Genomic DNA, 18,625 nt, shown 5'->3' with positions numbered 1-18,625 from the left:
GGTACCGTGAGCGGTGCCGACGGAGACGGATCGACGTCGTCCGTCGATCCGGGCGAGCTGCGATTGTCGGAGCCCGGCATCGTGGTCCGCCATGTGGCCGACCCCGAACGGGACCGCATCAGGTCGGAGGCCGCCGCCCTCGGCGGGCGCTCGACGCTGCTGCGTTTCGACGACGCGCGGGACGCGGGCATCGACATCACCAAGGCGCACCCGGGATCGCTCCCGCAGTTCATCACCGGCCGCGCCACCATGCTCTCGAACCTGTTCCGCGACGAGGTCGCGCTGCGGACGGCCCGCATGGCCGCCGAGCGCATCACCGCGAAGAACGTCGAGCTGCGCACCGCCCGCGGCCTCGAGCCGGTGCACCTGGCCGTCGGCCTGGCCGCGTGGAAGATCGGCGGGGTCGAGTGGTCCGCCCCCGTGCTGCTGCGTCCCCTCGCCATCCGCCGCCACCACGGCGATTTCGAGCTGAAGCTCCACGGCGCGTTCGTCATGAACCCCGAGCTCGCACGGGCGTTCCGCACGCACCTCGGCATCCAGATCGACAGTGCGGCTCTCGCCGGACTCGCCTACGACCAGGGCGTGTTCAAGCCGCAGCCGGTCATCGACCACATCCGCCGCCTGACCTCGCACGTGCCGACCTTCGTCGTTCATCCGCGCCTGGTCATCTCGTCCTTCGCCGATGTCGGCTCGGGCATGGCCCGCGACACGCAGGACCTCGACGACACGCTCTTGAACGCGCTCGCCGGCCATCCCGACGATCGGGCCCGCATCGCCGTGCGCCGCGTCGACCCGGTGGTCGTCGGTCCCGATGAGCGCACCCCCGCCGCCGACACGTTGCTGCTCGACGCCGACGCCGAGCAGGAGCGCGTCCTCGCGCGCATCACCGCGGGTCACTCCCTCGCGGTGCACACGCTGCCCGGCACCGGCGGCACGCAGACCGTCATCAACGCGATCGGCCAGCTGGTGCGCGCCGACAAGCGCGTGCTCGTCGTCAGCGCGCGCCGGTCCACCCTCGACGGCATCCGCCACCGACTCGCGGGGGTCGGACTGACCGGCCTGGCCGTCTCGCCGAATCACGTGCGCCGCGACCTGATCCGCGCGATCGGACGCAACGAGAAGGCCGAGCAGCCCAAGGTCGCCGAGATCGACGACGCGCTCGTGCGCCTGCGCACGGTGCTGCGCGACTACCGCTCGGCCGTCACCGAGCCGCACCTGGCGCTGGGCGTCTCGGCGCTCGACGTGCTGCGCGCGTTGACCTCGTTGGCATCCGTCTCTCCCGCTCCCTCGACCGAGGCCCGTTTCGACCTCGCCACCCTCGAGAAGCTCGCGGGACGCCGGGATGCCGCGGCCCGCGCCCTCGCGATGGCCGCACGCCTCGGCGAGTTCCGGTTCGGGCCCGACGACTCGCCTTGGTACGGCGTCAGCTTCACCCGCACCGAGGACGCGCGAGCCGCGCACGACCTGGCCGGCAAACTCCACGCACAGGACGTGCCGCGGCTGCTCGAGCGCGGGTACGAGCTCATCGCGCAGACGCGCATGCGGCCGTTCCAGACGGTGTCGGAGCTGGGCTCGTACCTCCGGCTGCTGCAGGGCATCCGCGAGTCGCTCGACCGGTTCAGCCCCAGCGTGTTCGAGCGTCCGCTGGGCGAGCTCATCGACGCGCACTCCCCGCGCCGCGACGCCTCGGCCATGAGCGGTCCCAACCGCCGCCGCCTCAAGCGTCTGTCGAAAGAGTACGTGCGCCCCGGGGTGCACGTGCCCGACATGCACGAGGCGCTCGTTCGCATCCAGCAGCAGCGCACCGAATGGCAGCGCGTGGTCGAGGCCGGCGTCACCCCCGAGGTGCCCCTGGGGCTGGCCGACGTGAATGTGGCGTGGCAGCGCACCGACGCCCTGCTCGGCGAGCTCGACCAGATCCTGGGCCGTCAGGGCTCGGAGCGCCTGTCGACCCTGCCCGTGCAGCGCCTCGTGCGTACCCTCGCCGGATTGGCCGCGGAATCCACCTTCTTCGACAACCTCGTCGAGCGCGCGCAGCTGCGCTCCGAGCTCGCCCGCCTGGGGCTCGAGCAGCTGCTGGTCGAGTTGTCGGTGCGCCACGTCCCCGAGGAGCGCGTGGGCACCGAGCTCGAATTCGTGTGGTGGCAGTCGGCGCTGGAGCACCTGCTGCGCACCGACCGCGCCCTCCTCGGCGCCAACACCAGCGTGGTCGATCGTCTCGAGCGCGACTTCCGCCTGGTGGACGAGGCGCACGCGGCGGCGGCGGGCCCGCTGCTGGCCGCGGAGCTCGCGACGCAGTGGCGCATCGGCATCGTCGACCACGCCGACCAGGCCGCCGCGCTCAAGCGCGTCCTCAAGGACGGCCTGCACACCGCGCAGGAGATCTCGGATGCCGCGCCGACGCTGCTGCGCACGCTGGCGCCGGTGTGGCTCGCCTCTCCGTACGAGGTGCCCGACGTCCCGCACGACCTCGCGTTCGACGTCGTCATCATCGCCGACGCCGCCGCGCTGTGTCTGGCCGAGGCGACCCCGGCGCTGCGTCGCGCGCGGCAGATCGTGCTGTTCGGCGACCCCGTCGTGCAGAAGCCGACGCCGTTCCGCGTCAGCGCAGCGGTCGATCCCGCCGCCGACGAGGTCGACGAGGTGCCGTTCGACGGGGTGTCCGTGTTCGAGCGCGTCGCCGAGCTGCTGCCCGTCGAGACCCTCACCCGCAGCTACCGTGCCGGGGGAGAAGACCTCTCACAGCTCGTGAACGACGCCTTCTACGGCGGCGAGATCGTGTCACTGCCGTGGGCGGGGTCGTACCTGGGTCGTGGCAGCCTCAGCGTCGACTACGTCGAGGGCGGCGTCGGTGCGCCCGACCCGATCAGCGGGGCCGTCGAGAGTCCCGACGCCGAGGTCGCGCGCGTGGTCACGCTGGTCGTGGAGCACGCGGTCAACCGTGCCTCGGAATCGCTCATGGTCGTCACCGCCAGCCGTCGGCACGCCGAGCGCGTGCGCGCCTCGGTCGTGGCGGCGCTGGCCGGGCGCTCCGACGTGGCGGAGTTCGTGTCGAGGGATGCCGCGGAGCCCTTCGCCGTGCTCACCCTCGAGGAGTCGGTGGCCGAGAGCCGCGATCGCGTGGTGTTCTCTCTCGGTTTCGGTCTCACCCGCCACGGGCGTGTCCTGAGCGACTTCGGCGACCTGTCCACTCCCGACGGCGAGCGTCTGCTGACGGTGGGCATGACCCGCGCGCGCCGCTCGATGGTGATCGTGTCGTCCATCCGTCCGTCCGCGTTCGACGATGGACGTCTGGAGCACGGCGCCGCCACCCTGATGGGGATCCTCGGCAATGTCGCGGCGCGCGGACGCGAGAGCCGGCTCGAAGACCTCGCCGACCCCCTGACCCGCGCGCTGGCGCGGGAGCTCCGCCGCCTCGGCGTCGAGGTGGACGTCGACTACCGCGGCCTTCTGCCCCTCGTCGCCCGTCATGAGGGCAAGGCGGTCGTCGCCGAGAGCGACCCCGAGTCCGGGGGAGAATCCCTGCGCGAGACGCTGCGTCTGCGCCCGCAGATCCTGCGTCGTCTCGGGTGGCACTACGTGCGCGTGCACGCTTTCGACCTGTACAGCGACCCCGCGGGTGTGGCCGCGCGGATCGCCGAGTTGCTGGGCATCGCCACCGACGGCGACGCGCCGCCGGAGTCGACGACCGAGACCCTCGACCTGCCCGGCTGATCGTCGGATGATGCGGATTCCGGATGCCGATCTCCCCGACGTGACGGACGGGGGAGCGGTCCCTTCGACGGGCTCGGGGACCGCCGCCGCGCGCGTGGAGGGGGCTGAGGTCGTCGGCGCTCCCGGGATCCCTGCGTCGACCGCGCGTCAGTCCGTCGTGCGCGTGCGCGGATCACGGCGTGCCCGCCTCCTCCCCGCACCCGGGACCACCGCCGAGCCGGCGCCCGCCGACGACCGCGAGCGGGGCGCGGGTGCGGGACCCCCGGCATCCGGCCCGAACGACGACCGCATGCTGCGCGACGTCCCACCCCACTACTGAGGGCGAACGCCACGACGCCCGCCCCGGACGGGTCCGGAGGCGGGCGCCGCATCGAGGCCGCGGAGTCAGGCCCGGTCGTTCTGCCGCTCGAGCAGGTCGCGGATCTGGACGAGCAGTTCTTGCTCGGTGGGGAGCTTCGGCTCTTCGGTCTTCGTCTCGCCGACGCCGGCGCGGGCCGCAGCGATCGCCTTCCACCGGTTCATCGGGTAGACGAAGACGAGGTACACCACGAGTGCGACGGCGAAGAAGCTGATGATCGCCGTGAGCAACCCGCCGAGCGGGAAGGTGACGGCCTGGCCGTAGATGCCCGTGATGGTCGGGCCGAATTCGCCGTTCTCGTTCGGCCGGTAGAAGATCTCGATCAGCGGGTTGATCAGCGCGCTGACGATCGCGTTGACCACCGCCGTGAAGGCGGCGCCGATGACGACGGCGACCGCGAGGTCGATGACGTTGCCGCGGAGGATGAACTCCTTGAATCCCTTGATCATGCGCTGGCTCCCCTTCTGCCGCGCCGACCGCGGCTCAGGAGGCCGAGGACGGGGCGGACGTCTTCGTTTCCGACTTCGATGATGTCGAAGAAGACGACGAGCCGCCAGCGGCCGCGCCGGAAGATCCGCGCGAGTCGGTGCGGTAGAAGCCCGAACCGTTGAAGGTCACGCCGATCGATCCGTACTGCTTGCGCACCTCGCCGCCGCACTCGGGGCACTCGGTCAGCGCGGCATCCGAGAAGGACTGCACGGTGTCGAAGCGGTGTCCGCACTGCTTGCAGGCATAGGAGTAGGTGGGCATGGCGTTCCTTCGGGTGATCAGGCGGTGAGGGCGACGATCGGGACCGTGCGCGTGGGGGTGACCACGCCCGTGACGGGCTGATCGTGCACGTCGCGGGGCACGTCGTCGACGAACTCGGAGTCGAAGATGACCGCGTACACCGGGGGACAGCGTTCCATCGAGCCGAGGGTCTTGTCGAAGTAGCCACGACCCCAGCCCAGACGCATGCCCCGCTGATCGACCGCGGCGGCCGGGATGATGAGCAGATCGACGTCGTTGACGGCGATGGGCCCCAGCACGTCGCCGACAGGCTCGGGCAGACCGAACATGCCCTCGGCGATCTCGGTCTCGGGCGTCGCGACGCTCCAGTCGAGCAGGCCGTCTTCGCGCGTGATCGGGAGCAGGACCCGGATGCCGCGGGCGACGGCGCCGGCGACGAAGGCGTGCGTCCCGGGCTCGGTGGGGGTCGAGAGGAAGCACGAGATGCTGCGCGCCCCGAGCCGGTCGACCAGCGCGTCGAGCTGTCGCGTGATGCCGGCCTCGGCCGCCTCACGGGCGTGGGCGGAGACGGTCTGGCGTCGTTCGCGCAGGTCGGCGCGCAGTGCGCGTTTGGCCTGCTCGATGCGATCCGGCATGCGCGTCAGTCTACGTGCGCGTGTGTAACGGCGACGTCACGCGGCACCGCTAAGGTATCCCCATGCCTCACAAGCCCTTCAAGGCCGTCATCCCGGCCGCAGGACTCGGTACTCGCTTCCTCCCCGCCACCAAGGCCATGCCGAAGGAGATGCTGCCGGTCGTCGACAAGCCGGCCATCCAGTACGTCGTCGAAGAGGCGACGGGGGCCGGTATCCAGGACGTGCTGATCATCATCGGCCGCAACAAGAACAACATCGCCAACCACTTCGACTCGATGCCCGAGCTCGAGACCAAGCTGCGCGAGAAGGGCGACCACGACAAGCTCGCCAAGGTCGAGCACTCGTCCGACCTGGCCGACGTGCACATGGTGCGTCAGGGCGAGCCCAAGGGGCTCGGTCACGCGGTGCTGCGTGCGCGCAGCCACGTCGGCGACCACCCGTTCGCCGTCCTCCTCGGCGACGACCTCATCGACGAGCGCGACGCGCTGCTCACCAAGATGATGGACGAGTACGACAAGCGTTCCGCGACGGTCATCGCCCTCATGGAGGTCGACCCCGCGCACATCCACCTCTACGGCGTCGCCGCTGTGGAGCCGACCGACGAAGAAGACGTGGTCAAGGTCACGAAGCTCGTCGAGAAGCCCGGCGCCGAGGACGCGCCGTCGAACCTCGCGATCATCGGTCGCTACGTGCTCGGTCCCGATGTCTTCGACATCCTCGAGCGCACCGAGCCCGGCAAAGGCGGCGAGATCCAGCTGACCGACGCCCTCGAAGAGCTGGCGACCGGCGGCGGAGAAGGCGGCGGCGTTTACGGTGTCGTCTTCCGTGGGCGCCGCTACGACACCGGCGACCGCGTCGACTACATCAAGGCCATCGTGCAGCTCGCCGCGGACCGTGACGACCTGGGCCCCGCGCTGCGTCCGTGGTTCAAGGAGTTCGCGCAGGGTCTCTGACCCCGCGATGGCCATGGATCTCTCCGTCCCACGGCGGCACGGCGAGGTGTCGATCCGACTCATCCGCAACCGCGACGCGCGCGTCCTCCAGCAGCAGCTGATCGACAATCGCGCGTGGTTGCGCCGCTGGGAGGCGACCAGCCCCGACGGTCCGGTGTCGTTCGACATGCGCCTCGGCATCCGTCGTCTGCTCCAGCAGTTCCGCGACGGTCAGGGCGTGCCCTTCGTCATGGAATGGCAGGACGAGGTCGCCGGTCAGTTGAACGTGTGGGGTGTCTCGCGCGGGTCCCTCGCCTCGGCGACGATCGGGTACTGGGTGGCCGAGGAGTACGCCGGTCGCAACATCACGACGATCGGGGTGGCGATGGCGACCGACATCTGCTTCACCATGCTCAACCTGCATCGCATCGAGATCTGCATCCGTCCCGAGAACCACGCGAGTCTGCGCGTCGTGGAGAAGCTCGGCTTCCGGTACGAGGGGCTGCGGCGGCGGTACATCCATATCGACGGCGATTGGCGCGATCACTATGCGTTCGCGCTCGTGCGCGAAGAGGTGCCGCACGGCGTGCTCGACCGGTGGGAGCGCGGGCAGGTGCCGCCCGATGCGGCGCGTGTGCCCCCCGCAGACCGGATCTGATCTTCGGCCGCACGACACGCGGGAGGATGCCGAGGTGTGATCTCTCGGTGACCTACCTTTGAGCCATGGGTGGGCAGGTTCTGAGCGGCGGCGTGATCGTCTTCGTCGCGGTCGCGCTCTGGTTGGTATATCTCCTTCCGTCGTGGCAGAGCCGTCACCGGTTCACATCCGCCGAGCGCAACGCCGTCCGCCTCAATCAGGCCCTGCGCGTGCTCGCGGAGACCGCCGAGACGCCCCGAGAGGTGCGTCTGGAGCTCACCGCGCGCACCGCCCATCAGCAGCAGAAGCTGGCGCGTCAGATCCAGGCCGAGAGGGCGCAGACCGAGCTCGCCGCAGCGAAAGCGCGTCTCGAGGTCGCGCGTGTCGAGAACGCCCGCGATCGCGACGTCGTGAAGGAGCAGCGCGCGGCCGCCGTCGAGCTGGCGCGCGCGGAGCGTGCCGCCGCCGTCCACGTCGCCCGCGCCGAGCGTGCCGCGGCGCTCGAGAAGAGCCGTGCCGACCGCGCCGCCGCCGTCGAACGCGCGCTGGCCGAGCGCGCCGCCGCCGTCGCGGCTCCCGCTGCGCGTCGAGCGCGCATCCGTCGGCGTTTCCGTCTCGTGGTCACCTCCGTCGCCCTCTCGGGCGTCGTCGCCACCGTCGTGGGCACCGTCCAGGTGCTCGGGGGAGCGGCCCCGGTGCTGCTCGTCTCGGGCGTCGCCGTCGTCGTAGCATCCCTCGTCCTTCTGCGACGCGTCGCGCTCGTCGCCGCCCGCACCGCGGTGGTACCCGCGGCCGTCGCGGTCTCGCGCGCCCCCGTCGCGCTGCAGGATGTCGCGCTGGTGCCCACGCCGCGCCCGACGTGGACGCCCCGCGAGCTGCCGCGCCCGCTCGTGGCGTCGGTGGGCTCGCGTGCCGCGGCCGTGGTCGACGAGCAGATCGCCCGCGACGCCCTGCGCGCCGCGGCCCGAGAAGAGGCCGCGCGGTCGATCGCGGCCGAGCAGGCCCCGACGCCGATCGAGACGGCGCGTCCGGCTCCCGCTGCAGCCGCCCCGTCGCCGTACGCGGCGATGGGGTACGTCGACGACAGCGAGATCCAGGACCACGTGCAGCGGTTGCTCGCGCGCCGCGCATCCGGCGAGTGACCCCGGGTCGCGCCTGACGGGCGCGGGGCCGTCGCCCGGCCCCGGTCGTTGATGGTGCGGCCCGTCTGTGCGCAACGGCGGGCCGAGGGGGGCGACACGCCGCCGGTGCGGCCTCGTGCGTCGGCGTGTCGGGAGATGCCCCGCCGTTGTGCGCGCAGTTGCCGCGGAATGCCGCGGGGTGGCGAGGTGGAGTGCTCGGCCGCGAGGCGGTGGGGCCGCGAGGCGGCCCGTCTGTGCGCAACGGCGGGCCGAGGGGGCGACACGCCGCCGGTGCGTCCTCGTGCGTCGGCGTGTCGGGAGGTGCCCCGCCGTTGTGCGCGCGGTTGCCGCGGAATGTCGCGGGGTGGCGAGGTGGAGTGCTCGGGCGCGAGGCGGTGGGGCCGCGAGGCGGCCCGTGTGTGCGCAACGGCGGGCCGAGGGGGCGACACGCCGCCGGTGCGTCCTCGTGCGTCGGCGTGTCGGGAGGTGCCCCGCCGTTGTGCGCGCGGTTGCCGCGGGGTGGCCCGGGGGGTGCCCGCGGCGACGCGGCGACGGGTGCCGCGCGCGCATGCGTTCGGCGGTATACGGAAGGAGGGGAGGGGCTGCGGTGGTCAGGTGCTCGGGTCGGGGCGTGATAGTGTTGTCGAGGTTTCCGGGCCTGTGGCGCAGTTGGTAGCGCGCCTCGTTCGCATCGAGGAGGTCAGGGGTTCGAATCCCCTCAGGTCCACCACAACGGTCGCCGCTACACGAGCGACGTGATCGCAGCACCTTGCGGCAACGCCTCCAGGGTCCTGCCCCCCGCGTTCCACGCTGTCTCTTGCCGTGGTTATGCACCCGTCCGCACGGCAGATCCCCTCCGCCGAGCGCGGCATCCGTGGCGCCGTCGCCGTCCTGCGCCGCGGCTCCCGGCGGTGCTGCGCGCATCCCGTCCTCCGGCTCCCAGCGGTGCTTCGCGAATCCCGCCACCCCCACTCGGTGGCGCCCGACGTCGCCGGTTGCCGAGCTCGACACCCAGAAGCCGTCCGCCCAGGTCGTGGCCGGGGTCGATGCCACGCCCCGAGCGCTCTGAACGACGGGGCGTGGCATCGGTGCCTGCGCGGCTACTCCTTCGGGGGAGCGACCACGCGCGGCGTCGTCGGGTCGAGCGGGGCCCCGGTCGCGAGGCGCGCGTGGCTGCGCGCGTACGCGAAGTAGATCGCGAAGCCCAGGGCGAGCCAGATGAGGAACCGCAACCACGTTTCGACCGACAGGTTGAGCATGAGGTAGGTGCAGATGAGCGCCGACAGGATCGGGAGCACCGGGCTCCACGGCACGCGGAAACCCCGCTCGAGATCGGGGCGCTTGCGGCGCAGCACGATGACACCCACCGAGACCAGGACGAAGGCCGACAAGGTGCCGATGTTGACCATCTCTTCGAGGACGCCGATCGGGGTGAGGCCGGCGACGAGGGCGACGATGACGGTGACCGTGATGGAGATGACCCACGGGGTGCGGAACTTCGGGTGCACCTTGGCCAGACCGCCCGGCAGCAGCCGGTCGCGCGACATCGCGAAGATGATGCGGGTGGCCCCGATCAGCAGCGTCAGCACGACGGTGGTGAGACCGGCGACGGCGCCCGCGGCGATGACCGTGGCCATCCAGGTCTGTCCGTGGAACGCGAAGGCGTTGGCCAGGGCCGCCTGCGGGTTCAGCTCGGAGTAGGGGACCATACCCGTGACGACGACGGCCACGGCGCAGTACAGGATCGTGCAGATCACGAGCGAGGCGATGATGCCGATCGGCAGGTCGCGCTGCGGCCGCTTGGTCTCTTCGGCGGTGGTGGCGACGACGTCGAAGCCGATGTAGGCGAAGAACACCAGCGCAGCACCGGCGAGGATGCCGCCGACGCCGAAGGTCGCGGGTTCCAGCCCGGAGAGGAACTGCAGGAGGGGTTGGGTCAGGCCCGACGCCGACTCGGTCGGCACGCTCTCGGGAACGAAGGGGCTGTAGTTGGCGGGATTGATGAACAGGATGCCGGCGATGATGACGAACAGCACGATGAAGAGCTTGACGGCGACCAGCACCAGGTTGACGCGCAGGGACTCCTTGATGCCGACCGTCATCAGTCCGCCCAGCACCAGCACCAGCAGGATGGCGGGGACGTCGACGACGCCGCCCGACGACAGATTCTCGGGGAGGACGATGCCCAGCTGTCCCAGGAACGCACCGAGGTACGCGCTCCAGCCCTGGGCCACGACGCTGGCGCCGAGGAACATCTCGAGGATGAGGTCCCAGCCGATGATCCACGCGAACAGCTCGCCCAGCGACGCGTACGAGAACGTGTACGCCGACCCCGAGACGGGGACGGTCGAGGCGAACTCCGCGTAACACATGGCCGCGAGTCCGCAGGCGATCGCGGCGATGATGAAGCTGATGACGACCGCGGGACCGGCGACCTCGTTCGCCGCGCGGCCGGTCAGGGTGAAGATCCCGGCGCCGATGACGACGCCCACGCCGAACACGGTGAGGTCGACGGCGCTGAGGGACTTCTTGAGCCGGAACTCCGGCTCGTCGGTGTCGGCGATGGACTGCTCCACCGACTTGGTACGGAATAGGCTCACGGGACGCTTCCTCTGTCTGAGGCGATGCCCAGGGAGCGGACACCACCTCCGGGAGGATAGTGCCTCTGGACGTCCTCGTCAGGGCGCTCGACGACGGGCGAAAGAAATGCAATACCAGAAGCGAATAGGCATAGGGTATGCGATGCATTCGGGTGTATGGTTCTTCATATTATGGCTATGAAGCACATCACCCACCTCGTGGATGACCTCGACGGTTCTGTTCTCGAAGACGGACAGGGAAAGCAGATCACTTTCTCGGTCGAAGGCCGCGCCTACGAGATCGACCTTTCCGACCGAAATGCCGACAAGTTCTACTCGGCTATCGCTCCTTTCGTGGACGCCGCCCGCTCGGTCTCCCGTGGCAACGCCACCGCCCGCCGTGGCCGGAGCGATCGCCGCTCGAGCGACGTCGATCTGGGCGCTGTTCGGGAATGGGCGCGCGCGAACGGACACACCGTGAGCGACCGCGGCCGCGTTCCGTCATCCATCCTCGACGCATACAACGAGGCGAATTCCTGATCGCCCCTCGGATTTCCGGAGGGCGGTCGTGAAAGCGCGACTCTCTCCGGATACCGTGACCCAATTCGCCGTCCTGGACGCCCTCCTCGGCGGCGTCTATTCGCAGGGTGTTCCCGCGCGGCGGGTCAGAACCCTCGGCGATACGGGAATCGGATGCTGCGAGGGGCTGGGCGGTGAGGTCGTCCTGGTGGACGGCACCCTGTTCGAGTGCACCGCCGACGCCCCTCCGCGCCCTATGGCGGACGACGAGGTGCTTCCGTTCGTCGACGTCGCGACCCTGGGCTCTTCGGACCCCGTGGCAACCGACCGGTCCGGCCTTGCGGCTTTCGGCCGCGTGGTGGAGGGATTTCTGCGCAGTCGGAATCTCTTCCATGTCGTGCGGTGGGACGGTCACCTCGATCGGGTGCGCACGCGCGTGACCCGGCGGCAGTCTCCGCCGCTCCGACCCCTGGCCGAGGTGGCGGCCGAGCAGGTGGAGACGGAATCGGTCGACACCCGCGGCTCTCTCGTCGGATTCTGGATGCCGCAGATCTATCAGGGGATCACCGTGGCCGGCCTGCATCTGCATTTTCTCAGTGCGGATCGAAAAAGCGGCGGTCACGTCATCGACGCCGACCTCGGGGCGGGCGCCCTGCGGATGACGGCGTTCGCGGACTTTCGTCTGCAGCTGCCGACGGATCCACGTTTTCTCGCCACCGAACTCAGCCACGACGAGGATCACCGAATCGTCGTCGTCGAGAATGGTGAGGCTTCCGCTCTCGCCGAATGAACGGCATCCCGGCCCCCTCTCTAAAGAGACGAAAGCCCGGGTGAATTCGTATCGTTCGGGACCTGAGCGCCGGAATGGCCCGAATAAGGTCGGCGCATGGCGAAAAAGCACATCACGCAGATGATCGATGATCTCGACGGTTCGGTCATCGACGAGGGAACGACCCTGCACTTCTCTCTCGAGGGGCGCGCCTACGAGATCGACCTCTCGCGCGACAATGCCGAGAAATTGCGCGATGCATTCCGGCCCTTCATCGCGGCCGGTCGGGCCGCCGGCCCCTCCCACGTCGCCCCCAGACGGGCGTCGCGTCCGCGTGCCGTCCCCACCCGCGATCTGGTCGACGTGCGTTCGTGGGCGGAGAAGAACGGCTTCCCGATCAGTGACCGGGGGCGGATCTCCGAGAACGTTCTGGCCGCATACGACGCCGCCCACTGAGCCGCCGACCCGCTGTCGCGTCGAGAGCCGGGTGCCGCCTCGCGCGGCACCCGGCTCTCCACGTCTTCTCGAGGGTCAGACCAGGGCGGTCGTCGGTGCCCCCGCCGACAGACGCTCGGCCGCCAACCCCTCGGCCGCGGCGAGCGGGGTGACGCCGCGCGCGGCGGCTTCGTCGAACACCCGCCGGACGGTGTCGCCGATGCCCGCGACGCGTCCCATGATCTGCTCGAGGGGGCCGCGCTCCTTCGCCACCAGGTCGAGGTAGATGACCCCGCCCGCGTTGACCACGAAGTCGGGGGCGTAGAGGATGCCGCGCTGGGCCAGCCGCTCGGCGCCGGACCGGTCGGCGAGCGGGTTGTTCGCCGGTCCGCACACAGCGCGGGCGTCGAGGGCATCGATGACCTCGTCGGTGAGGACGCCGCCGATCCCCGCGGGAACGAACACGTCGGCCGGGATCAGGTGGGCCTCGCCCGGCTCGACCCACGATGCGCCGAGGTCGGCCGCGAGGGCGCGCTTGGCCGGATTGACGTCGGTGACGGTGAGCACCGCGCCCTCGGTGGCCAGACGCTCCGCCAGACGGCTGCCGACCTGGCCCAGGCCCGCGATCGTGATGCGGCGGCCGGCGACGTCGCTCGAACCGGCCACGCGCTCGAGGGTCGCGACGAGCGAGGCGTAGACGCCGAGGCTCGTCGGGCCGGCGGGCTCGCCGGAGCCGCCGACGGTGTCGGGCAGGCCGACGACGTGCGCCGTGCGCTCGCTCACGACGAGCATGTCCTCGGTGGTCGAGCCCACGTCTTCGGCGGTGCGGTACAGACCGCCCAGGCTGTCGACGGCGTCGCCGAGGTCGAGGAAGGCCGCGCGGCGGCGATCGGTGTCGAGCACGGTGCCGGGGGGCAGGCCGATGACGCTCTTGCCGCCTCCGGCGTCGAGACCGGCAGCGGCGTTCTTCAGCGTCATGGCGGCGGACAGACGCAGCGCATCGCCGAGGGCGTCGGTCCACGACGGGTAGGTCCATAGACGTGCACCGCCGAGGGCGGAGCCGAGGACCGAGGAGTGCAGGGCGACGGCGATGAACAGGCCGCTGCGGCGTCCCGTCATCACCTCCACGCGCTCGTGGGTGAAATCGGGCAGGGGCAGGGCGTTGGTCATCGCGATCCTTGTCGTCGGCCGCCTTGTGGGCGGCTCTTCGTGGATGCCGCGGCGTTGCGGCATCCACTGTTCATTCTGCCGTCTCGCGGGTGCGTCCGCGAGCTCGTGGTGCGCGGCCGGCGCTGCGGGAACGACGTCGTCGATGTCCGCGGGACCCGGGGGCGCGCGGGGGCGCCGTCGTGCGGATGCGAGGGTCGACGCGCGGTGGCGGGGTGTGTCGCGGGTCGTGTCCGCGGGACGGCGGGGGAACGGGCGGGGCGGGCGCGGGGGAGCGGGCGGGGCGGGAGCGGGGGAGCGGGCGGGACAGCGGCGGGGGAGCGGGTGTGGCGGGTCGATCGGTCGGCCGCACGGGTATGCCGCGACGGGGGCGGGAAGGACGCGGCCCGATCTAGGCTGGCGGGCATGAACGACGCTCTGCCCGCCCGGAGTCGCCTCGTCGCCGCCGCCCTGCGCGACGCGCGGATCGACGGAGAGATCATCATGCTCCCGGATGCCGCGTCGACGGCCGCGCTGGCGGCCGCCGCCCTGGGCGTCGAGGTCGGGGCGATCGCGAACAGCCTGGTCTTCTGGAGCGACGGCGAGCCGCTGCTCGTCATGACCAGCGGTGCGCACCGCGTGGACACCGCGGCCCTCGCCGAGCGGCTCGGGCGCGGGGCTATTCGCCGGGCGACGCCGGAGCAGGTGCTCGCCGCGACCGGTCAGCCCATCGGCGGGGTGGCTCCGACCGGTCACCCCGCGGCGCTGACGACCGTCGTGGACGAGGATCTCGCGGCCTTCGCCGAGATCTGGGCCGCCGGAGGGACGCCGCACACGTTGTTCCCGCTCACGTTCGATGAGCTGGTGCGCTTGACGGGCGGGACGGTCGCGCGGGTGGCGTGAGGGCGCCGGCCGGGGACGAAGGACATCACGCCGGGCGCCGACTGCGCGCAACCGGCCGAAGATGAGGCACACTCCGCGCTCGTCGGGCGGCGCCGAACGGGGCGCGGGGTCGCGCACCGCACGCGGGGAAGGGCCGGGCGGCGCCGAACGAGCGCGGCGCCGCCCGGCGGGCTCACGCCCCGGGGGCGGACGTGAGCGTCGTCAGGCACACCACCGCGGCGGCGGCGGACCACGCCTGCGGTCGGCACGCGGCCGGATACGGGGTGGGCACCGACGAGTGGGTGCGCGGGTCGCCGGCGTGCAGCTCGGGAACGCGATAGGCGAAGCCCTCCGCGGCATCCAGCAGTCCGGCCACGACCGCGCGGGCGTCGTCGATCCGTCCCGCGCGCAGCATGCCGTGCGCGCAGATGGCGGTGTCGTGCACCCAGACGCTGCCGCCGTGATACGACACCGGCCAGTAGCCGGCGGCTCCGGTGGACATCGTGCGGATGCCGTAGCCGCTCGACATACTCTCGCCCCGCAGCAGTTCGGCGACGTGCGCCTCGTCGTCGGGAGAGAGGATGCCGGTGCCTAGCAGGTGTCCGATGTTGCTCGTCAGCGTGTCGACGGGACGCTTGTCGCGATCCAGCGCGACGGCCGGGTAGCGGCCCTCGGGCGTCTCGACCCAGTACGTCTCGGCGAAACGCTTCTTGAGGTCGGCGGCCCATTCCCGCCAGAAGGCGATGTCGTCGGCATCCGTCGCCTCTCCGAACTCCGCGAGCAGGTCGGCTCCGGCGAGGGCGGCCTCGTAGGCGTACGCCTGCACCTCGCACAGCGCGATGGGTCCCTCGGCCAGGGTGCCGTCGCGCCACTGGATCGAGTCGCCCGAGTCCTTCCACCCCTGGTTCGACAGGCCCGTTCCGAGACGGTCGATGTAGTCGAGGAAGCCGTCGCCGTCGCTGTCGCCGCTGTCGCGGATCCAGCCGAGGGCCCCACGCAGGGCGGGCAGGAGCTCGCGCACCTCGTCGGCGGGCATGCCGGCGCGCCACGCGTCGGCGAGCAGGCAGATCCACAGCGGGGTCGAGTCGACGCTGCCGTAGTACTTCGGCGGCAGCACGATGCCCTCGCCCGGGATCTCGAGAGCCGAGGCGCGCAGCTCGTGCAGGATCTTGCCGGGCTCCTGCGCGGTCTGGGCGTCGTCATCGGTGCCCTGCAGACGCGCCAGCACACGCAGAGTGGATGCCGCCATCTCGCGGTCGAGGGGGAGGGCCAGGCGGGCGGCCCAGATCGAGTCACGGCCGAAGAGGGTGAAGAACCACGGTGCCCCCGCGGCGAAGAATTCGTCACGCGGGTGCTCGGGGAGGACCAGACGCAGCGCGTCGAGGTCGTCCAGGGCCGTCCGCAGCCACCGCGCGAGGCGGGGATCGGGGGCGTGGGCGGCGACGTCCGCGGCATCCCATCGGGCGGGCACGGTGGCGGAACCCACGACGAGGGTGTCGTCGCGAAGCGTCAGGGTCCACCCGATCTCGACCGCGCCGAACGCGGGGACCTCGATGCTCCACTGCGCCTCGACCCCATCGGCTCCGGATGCCACGCGGGCACCCGGAGCGACGAGCTCGAGCCCCTGCGGGCCGGCGTCCACCCGGGCGCAGTCGCCGTCGACGCTCGTCTCGACCGACCGCGGACGGGCGTGGCCCGACTTCACCTCGTGCAGCTGCGCGAACTCGGGCGTGAGGCGCAGCCGCAGGGTGGCGCGCACGGGGCGGTCGACGCGGGACGCGACCGTCCACGCCTCGCTCACGACGCCGTCGTCGACGCGGCGATCGCGCAGCAGCCGCACCTTCGGGTCGGGCGTGGTGTCGTCGACCCCGCGCAGGAGGCCGCCGAACACGACGCGGGAGGCGCCGTCGGGGGCGGTCGAGATCCACTCGATCGGGGACTCGTCGCACGAGGCGACCAGGGCGCTGAGGTGACGGACGTCGCCGTGGTAGACGCCGTGGACCGCGGCGGCGCCCATGTCGCCCGTGCCGTCCGACCACACCTGGGTGGGGGCGCGCAGCACGATGAGGGCGTCATTCAGAAGGGGTTGCAGGGGCATGGTCTCGGTGGTCGTCTCGTTCGGCGAGGTGGTGGGGGCGGTGGTCATTCTTTGACGGCTCCTTCGCTGGCGTTCATGATGCGGCGCTGGAAGATGAAGAACACCACGGCGACCGGGATCGTCATCAGGGCCGCGGCCGCGAGTTTGAGGGGGAATTGGTTGCCCTGGCTGAGCTGACCGCTGGCGAGGGATGCCACGCCCTTGGTCAGGGTGGTCAGCTCGGGCGATTGGGTCGAGATGACGAAGTGGCTCAGCTCGTTCCACGATCCCTGGAACGACAGGATCACGATCGTGATCAGGGCGGGACGCGCCATGGGCAGGACGACCGACCAGAACACCCGGAAGGTGCCGGCGCCGTCGATGTGGGCCTGCTCCTCGACGGACGGTGGGATCGACTCGAAGAAGTTCTTCATGATGAACACGCCCGCGGCATCCACGAGGAGAGGCAGGATCATGCCCGCGTAGGAGTCGTACATGCCCAGCTGATTGATCACGAGGAACTTCGGGATCAACAGCACCACGGCCGGCACCGCCATGACGGCGACGAGGCCAGCGAAGACGATCCCGCGGCCGCGGAACTGCAGGCGCGCCAGGGCGTACCCGGCGAGGGAGTTGAAGAAAACCCGCCCGAGGGTGACGAACACCGTCACCACGACGGAGTTGCCGAACCACACGGGGAAGTCGGAGTTGAGGAAGAGGCGCTCGTAGGCGGCCCACGTGAAGGGCTGCGGGGTGAGCGAGATCGGATCGGCGGCGGCGGCGGCATCCGTCTTGAACGACGTCGCCACCTGCACGAGGAAGGGGTAGATGTAGATCAGCGCGAGCACGATGAGCAGCGCGTACAGACCGATCTGCCATCGCAGGGTCTTGCCCGACATGCGGTGCTTCGCGGGACGACCGGGACCGTCGAGACGTTGCTCGGCGAGGACGGTGGTCTGCGGGGACGCCGTGGCGGTCATCGTCGCGCTCCCTTCGAGCCGGTGCCGGACACCTCGTATTGGCGGATGCGGCGACGCGAGACCGGACGGTCGCGCAGGACGAAGCGCTGCAGGATCGTCAGCGCGACGATGATGACGAACAGCACGAAGGCGATCGCCGCGCCCTGACCCCACTGCTGCGACAGGAACGCCGAGGAGTAGCTGAGGTAGGCGGGGGTCAGGGTGGTCTTTCCCGGGCCGCCCTGCGTGCCGGTGTAGATCTGGTCGAACACCTGCCACGTGCCGATGAGGCCGAGGGTGAGCACGGTGAACAGCACGGGCTTGAGCTGCGGCAGGGTGACGCGCCAGAAGCGCTGCCAGCCGTTGGCGCCGTCCATCATCGCGGCCTCCATGACGTCGCCGCCGATGTTCTGCAGGCCCGCGATGAACAGCAGCATGAACGTGCCAGAGGTGGTGAACACGGCCATGAGGATGAACGCCGACATGGCCACCGAGGGGCCGGCGAGCCAGTCCCACCACGACACCCCGAGCAGGGTGTTGCCGGTCAGAAGGGCCGGGCCGCTGGTGACGCCGACGGCGCCGAGCAGGTTGTGCACCACGCCCGACGGGTCGCTGAACCAGTTGGGTCCGTTGATGCCGAGCCACGACAGCACCTCGTTGACGGCGCCGGATGCCGAGAACAGGAACAGCCACAGCACGGTGATAGCGACCGAGCTGGTCACCGAGGGGAAGTAGAACGCGGTGCGGAACAAGCCCCGCCCCCGCAGCACCGCGCGATTGACCAGCACGGCGAGGAACAGCGAGAGGGCGGTCTGCAGCGGCACGACGAGCAGGACGTACCAGGTGTTGTTGCGCAGCGCCGTGCCGAAGTCGCGCTCCGCGAGCCCGCCGCCGGTGGTGACGGCGGCGTAGTTGTCGAGGCCGACGAAGCCGACGCCCGGGGCGAAGGGGCTGCCGCGCCCGGACCAGTCCGAGAAGCTCACCCACAACGCCATCAGCACGGGGACGAGCAGGAACACGCCCAGGATGACCAGCACGGGGGCGGTGAAGAGCCAGCCGGCGGCGGCCTCGCCGCGCCGGATCCCCGAGGTGGGGGACCCGGCACGGCGCGGCGCGGAGGTGAGAGCACTCAT

The 18,625-nt window shown here is 71.0% G+C and carries 17 protein-coding genes and 1 tRNA gene; 10 read left to right on the top strand and 8 right to left on the bottom strand.

Features of this window, described 5'->3' with window-relative positions; translation table 11 throughout:
* The first annotated feature begins 6 nt into the window (after positions 1-6).
* Together ACIPVB_RS09340 and ACIPVB_RS09335 are read left to right on the top strand one after the other, a co-directional pair.
* Positions 7-3,714, top strand: coding sequence for an AAA family ATPase (locus tag ACIPVB_RS09340; RefSeq protein WP_400368448.1), 3,708 nt, complete (start codon positions 7-9; stop codon positions 3,712-3,714).
* Positions 3,715-3,721: 7 nt separating this feature from the next.
* Positions 3,722-4,033, top strand: coding sequence for a hypothetical protein (locus ACIPVB_RS09335; RefSeq protein ID WP_400368446.1), 312 nt, complete (start codon positions 3,722-3,724; stop codon positions 4,031-4,033).
* 65 nt (positions 4,034-4,098) lie between these two features.
* Here ACIPVB_RS09335 and mscL read toward each other — a convergent pair whose 3' ends face one another.
* The 3 genes from mscL to ACIPVB_RS09320 are packed head-to-tail and all read right to left on the bottom strand — an operon-like array spanning position 4,099 to position 5,436.
* Complete coding sequence (gene mscL / locus ACIPVB_RS09330; protein WP_400368444.1) at positions 4,099-4,521, bottom strand: large conductance mechanosensitive channel protein MscL; 423 nt, start codon at positions 4,519-4,521, stop codon at positions 4,099-4,101.
* Between the two features lie 34 nt (positions 4,522-4,555).
* Entirely contained in the window at positions 4,556-4,822 is a 267-nt protein-coding gene (locus ACIPVB_RS09325; RefSeq protein ID WP_400368443.1) for an FmdB family zinc ribbon protein, read from the bottom strand.
* A gap of 17 nt (positions 4,823-4,839) precedes the next feature.
* Positions 4,840-5,436 (bottom strand): 5-formyltetrahydrofolate cyclo-ligase, encoded by a 597-nt coding sequence (locus ACIPVB_RS09320; RefSeq protein ID WP_400368441.1) that lies wholly within the window; start codon positions 5,434-5,436, stop codon positions 4,840-4,842.
* Positions 5,437-5,498: 62 nt separating this feature from the next.
* Here ACIPVB_RS09320 and galU point away from each other — a divergent pair, with 62 nt between their 5' ends.
* The 4 genes from galU to ACIPVB_RS09300 all read left to right on the top strand — a co-directional run bounded on the left by galU (position 5,499) and on the right by ACIPVB_RS09300 (position 8,856).
* Entirely contained in the window at positions 5,499-6,389 is an 891-nt protein-coding gene (gene galU, locus ACIPVB_RS09315) for a UTP--glucose-1-phosphate uridylyltransferase GalU (RefSeq protein WP_400368440.1), read from the top strand.
* 13 nt (positions 6,390-6,402) lie between these two features.
* Positions 6,403-7,026 (top strand): GNAT family N-acetyltransferase, encoded by a 624-nt coding sequence (locus tag ACIPVB_RS09310; protein WP_400368438.1) that lies wholly within the window; start codon positions 6,403-6,405, stop codon positions 7,024-7,026.
* Positions 7,027-7,091: 65 nt separating this feature from the next.
* Positions 7,092-8,147, top strand: coding sequence for a large exoprotein (locus ACIPVB_RS09305; protein WP_400368437.1), 1,056 nt, complete (start codon positions 7,092-7,094; stop codon positions 8,145-8,147).
* A 633-nt stretch (positions 8,148-8,780) separates the two neighbouring features.
* Positions 8,781-8,856 (top strand) — tRNA-Ala (locus ACIPVB_RS09300).
* Between the two features lie 370 nt (positions 8,857-9,226).
* Here the strand turns inward: ACIPVB_RS09300 and ACIPVB_RS09295 are convergent.
* On the bottom strand, positions 9,227-10,726 hold the full coding sequence (locus tag ACIPVB_RS09295) for an amino acid permease (protein ID WP_400368436.1): 1,500 nt from the start codon (positions 10,724-10,726) through the stop codon (positions 9,227-9,229).
* Positions 10,727-10,882: 156 nt separating this feature from the next.
* On the opposite strand from ACIPVB_RS09295, the gene ACIPVB_RS09290 reads away from it, so the two are divergent.
* The 3 genes from ACIPVB_RS09290 (at position 10,883) to ACIPVB_RS09280 (ending at position 12,449) form a co-directional block, all read left to right on the top strand.
* Entirely contained in the window at positions 10,883-11,245 is a 363-nt protein-coding gene (locus ACIPVB_RS09290; protein WP_400368435.1) for an Lsr2 family protein, read from the top strand.
* Between the two features lie 55 nt (positions 11,246-11,300).
* Positions 11,301-12,014, top strand: coding sequence for an acetolactate decarboxylase (locus tag ACIPVB_RS09285; RefSeq protein WP_400368434.1), 714 nt, complete (start codon positions 11,301-11,303; stop codon positions 12,012-12,014).
* Between the two features lie 96 nt (positions 12,015-12,110).
* A complete protein-coding gene (locus ACIPVB_RS09280) occupies positions 12,111-12,449 on the top strand; it encodes an Lsr2 family protein (protein ID WP_400368433.1) in 339 nt (112 codons plus the stop codon).
* A gap of 75 nt (positions 12,450-12,524) precedes the next feature.
* Here the strand turns inward: ACIPVB_RS09280 and ACIPVB_RS09275 are convergent, their stop codons facing one another.
* The gene (locus ACIPVB_RS09275) at positions 12,525-13,598 is read right to left on the bottom strand and encodes a Glu/Leu/Phe/Val dehydrogenase dimerization domain-containing protein (RefSeq protein ID WP_400368432.1); all 1,074 of its coding nucleotides are present in this window, start codon (positions 13,596-13,598) and stop codon (positions 12,525-12,527) included.
* A gap of 402 nt (positions 13,599-14,000) precedes the next feature.
* On the opposite strand from ACIPVB_RS09275, the gene ACIPVB_RS09270 reads away from it, so the two are divergent.
* A complete protein-coding gene (locus ACIPVB_RS09270; protein ID WP_400368431.1) occupies positions 14,001-14,477 on the top strand; it encodes a YbaK/EbsC family protein in 477 nt (158 codons plus the stop codon).
* A 172-nt stretch (positions 14,478-14,649) separates the two neighbouring features.
* Here ACIPVB_RS09270 and ACIPVB_RS09265 read toward each other — a convergent pair whose 3' ends face one another.
* The 3 genes from ACIPVB_RS09265 to ACIPVB_RS09255 all read right to left on the bottom strand — a co-directional run bounded on the left by ACIPVB_RS09265 (position 14,650) and on the right by ACIPVB_RS09255 (position 18,625).
* Positions 14,650-16,602: a glycogen debranching N-terminal domain-containing protein gene (locus tag ACIPVB_RS09265; protein WP_400368430.1), complete on the bottom strand. Its 1,953-nt coding sequence runs from the start codon at positions 16,600-16,602 to the stop codon at positions 14,650-14,652.
* Complete coding sequence (locus ACIPVB_RS09260) at positions 16,599-17,432, bottom strand: carbohydrate ABC transporter permease (protein WP_400368964.1); 834 nt, start codon at positions 17,430-17,432, stop codon at positions 16,599-16,601. The genes ACIPVB_RS09265 and ACIPVB_RS09260 overlap by 4 nt, the downstream gene beginning before the upstream one ends.
* A gap of 77 nt (positions 17,433-17,509) precedes the next feature.
* Positions 17,510-18,625: a carbohydrate ABC transporter permease gene (locus tag ACIPVB_RS09255; protein WP_400368429.1), complete on the bottom strand. Its 1,116-nt coding sequence runs from the start codon at positions 18,623-18,625 to the stop codon at positions 17,510-17,512.

This window comes from Microbacterium sp. NPDC090007 (genome assembly GCF_044748345.1).
In the GTDB taxonomy this organism is placed as follows: Bacteria; Actinomycetota; Actinomycetes; order Actinomycetales; family Microbacteriaceae; genus Microbacterium.
Note: the sequence above shows the minus strand (reverse complement) of the source record. Positions and strands in the feature narration are given on the sequence as shown.

Excerpts from the sequence above, each read along its gene's own strand:
- ACIPVB_RS09305 (WP_400368437.1), top strand. The coding sequence starts at position 7,092 with ATGGGTGGGCAGGTTCTGAGCGGCGGCGTGATCGTCTTCGTCGCGGTC.
- galU (WP_400368440.1), top strand. The coding sequence starts at position 5,499 with ATGCCTCACAAGCCCTTCAAGGCCGTCATCCCGGCCGCAGGACTCGGT.
- ACIPVB_RS09335 (WP_400368446.1), top strand. The coding sequence starts at position 3,722 with ATGATGCGGATTCCGGATGCCGATCTCCCCGACGTGACGGACGGGGGA.
- ACIPVB_RS09275 (WP_400368432.1), bottom strand. The coding sequence starts at position 13,598 with ATGACCAACGCCCTGCCCCTGCCCGATTTCACCCACGAGCGCGTGGAG.
- ACIPVB_RS09270 (WP_400368431.1), top strand. The coding sequence starts at position 14,001 with ATGAACGACGCTCTGCCCGCCCGGAGTCGCCTCGTCGCCGCCGCCCTG.
- ACIPVB_RS09320 (WP_400368441.1), bottom strand. The coding sequence starts at position 5,436 with ATGCCGGATCGCATCGAGCAGGCCAAACGCGCACTGCGCGCCGACCTG.
- ACIPVB_RS09255 (WP_400368429.1), bottom strand. The coding sequence starts at position 18,625 with ATGAGTGCTCTCACCTCCGCGCCGCGCCGTGCCGGGTCCCCCACCTCG.
- ACIPVB_RS09290 (WP_400368435.1), top strand. The coding sequence starts at position 10,883 with ATGGTTCTTCATATTATGGCTATGAAGCACATCACCCACCTCGTGGAT.
- ACIPVB_RS09260 (WP_400368964.1), bottom strand. The coding sequence starts at position 17,432 with ATGTCGGGCAAGACCCTGCGATGGCAGATCGGTCTGTACGCGCTGCTC.
- mscL (WP_400368444.1), bottom strand. The coding sequence starts at position 4,521 with ATGATCAAGGGATTCAAGGAGTTCATCCTCCGCGGCAACGTCATCGAC.
- ACIPVB_RS09265 (WP_400368430.1), bottom strand. The coding sequence starts at position 16,602 with ATGACCACCGCCCCCACCACCTCGCCGAACGAGACGACCACCGAGACC.
- ACIPVB_RS09280 (WP_400368433.1), top strand. The coding sequence starts at position 12,111 with ATGGCGAAAAAGCACATCACGCAGATGATCGATGATCTCGACGGTTCG.
- ACIPVB_RS09310 (WP_400368438.1), top strand. The coding sequence starts at position 6,403 with ATGGATCTCTCCGTCCCACGGCGGCACGGCGAGGTGTCGATCCGACTC.
- ACIPVB_RS09325 (WP_400368443.1), bottom strand. The coding sequence starts at position 4,822 with ATGCCCACCTACTCCTATGCCTGCAAGCAGTGCGGACACCGCTTCGAC.